The 1,546-nt window shown below is 39.8% G+C and carries 1 protein-coding gene; it reads left to right on the forward strand.

The annotated features are described in order from the left end of the window. Positions 1 to 254: 254 nt before the first annotated feature. A partial coding sequence (locus PMI13_RS03105; protein ID WP_007840599.1) for a S8 family serine peptidase occupies positions 255 to 1,546 on the forward strand: 1,292 nt, incomplete at its 3' end.

A 1,546-nucleotide genomic window follows, 5' to 3' on the forward strand; every position in this document is an offset into this window, starting at 1 on the left:
TTTTTTTGACATCTGCAAAAAATAACAAAATAATATGACTTAAAAATACCCCAAACCTCATTTTTTATCACAGACTAAACATAATATTACATTTTTTCAAAGGATAAAAATAATAAGATACCACAATACATTTAAAATTATAAACTCAACAATAAAAACAAATTTAACTTTTAAACCAATACACTAATTAACAGACAGTTAAGTTAAAACCAATATGTTTAATTATTATATTTAGGCGAACATAATAAAAACCTATGAAGAAAATTTTTATTTCGGCCGGCACTTTGGCCATTTTAAGTTTAAGTGCACAAAGCAACCAGGACTTAATGAGACAGTTTGAGAAACAGAGAATTGAGAATAACGAAAAATTTGAAGCTTATGTTTCTAAACATTATGGAACAAGCAGATCTGCTGATACTCAAAAAAGAATTGAGGAGCAAAGAAGTAAGCTGGCAGGATTCACTCCGGATGGCAACCCTCTTTTCAATGAGCTAACTGATCTGAGACAGGGAAAGAATTCAAATGCTGATTTCTTACAAAACGGCACTATAAATGGCCTTACAGGATCTTTTAACGGAGAGAATATTAAATATACAGTCTTTGATGGGGGCAGGGCTTTTGGAGGGCATGTCGCTTTTGATAATATGCCCAACAGGATCACCAATAAGGAGGCTGCCACCGGTACCACCGCAAATTATGATTTACATGCTACAGCTGTAACCGGTTTTATTGGGGCAAAAAGCCTGCCAATTACCCTACAATACAATGGAGCAAATGTATCTGTTGATCTTAAAGGTATAGCTTCTAACAGTACATTCGACAATTATTCCTTTCACAATACCGTATTACCGGGAGGCTCTCTGGAAAGTACCCTATACCAAAAAATACTGCTGGCTGCCCCAAAAATATCCAATCATTCCTATGGTGCACAGACAGGCTGGCTTCTATACCCCCTGCCCAGCACCGGACAACAGGTACTGTATTGGAATGGAAATCCCGATGCATTAACCGTAGCCGGAGCACATCAGGATTTGCAAGGCGCTTATTATGTAAATGATCAGCAATATGATCAAATTGTATATGCCAATCCTTCTTATGTGATAGTAAAAGCGGCCGGTAATGAGGCTACAACAGGGCCTACAGGTTATGGAGCTGTATTGCCCAGATACCATGCCGGTCCTGCCAATAACCCTCCTGTGCAGTTTGCGGCAACAGAAGTTTTACCGCCAGACAACTGCCAATCAGGGTATGACTGCATCAGCAACGGCTCCCTTGCCAAAAATATAATCGTTGTAGGCGCTACTGATATTATTGCAGCCAACGACAACAGATATACAGCTTCCACTGATGTTGTACGGTCCTTTTACAGCTGTGCAGGACCAAGAGATGACGGAGGTATAAAACCGGATATCACGACAACAGGAACAGAAGTTGCCTTTGCAGCAACTGCAGAAAACACCACCGGAAGCCAAAGCGCAAGTATAAACAGTGGCACCTCTTTTTCAACACCTGTTGTAACGGGTATTATAGGCCTGTGGATGCAGAT

The organism is Chryseobacterium populi, from assembly GCF_000282115.1.
GTDB lineage: Bacteria > Bacteroidota > Bacteroidia > Flavobacteriales > Weeksellaceae > Chryseobacterium > Chryseobacterium populi.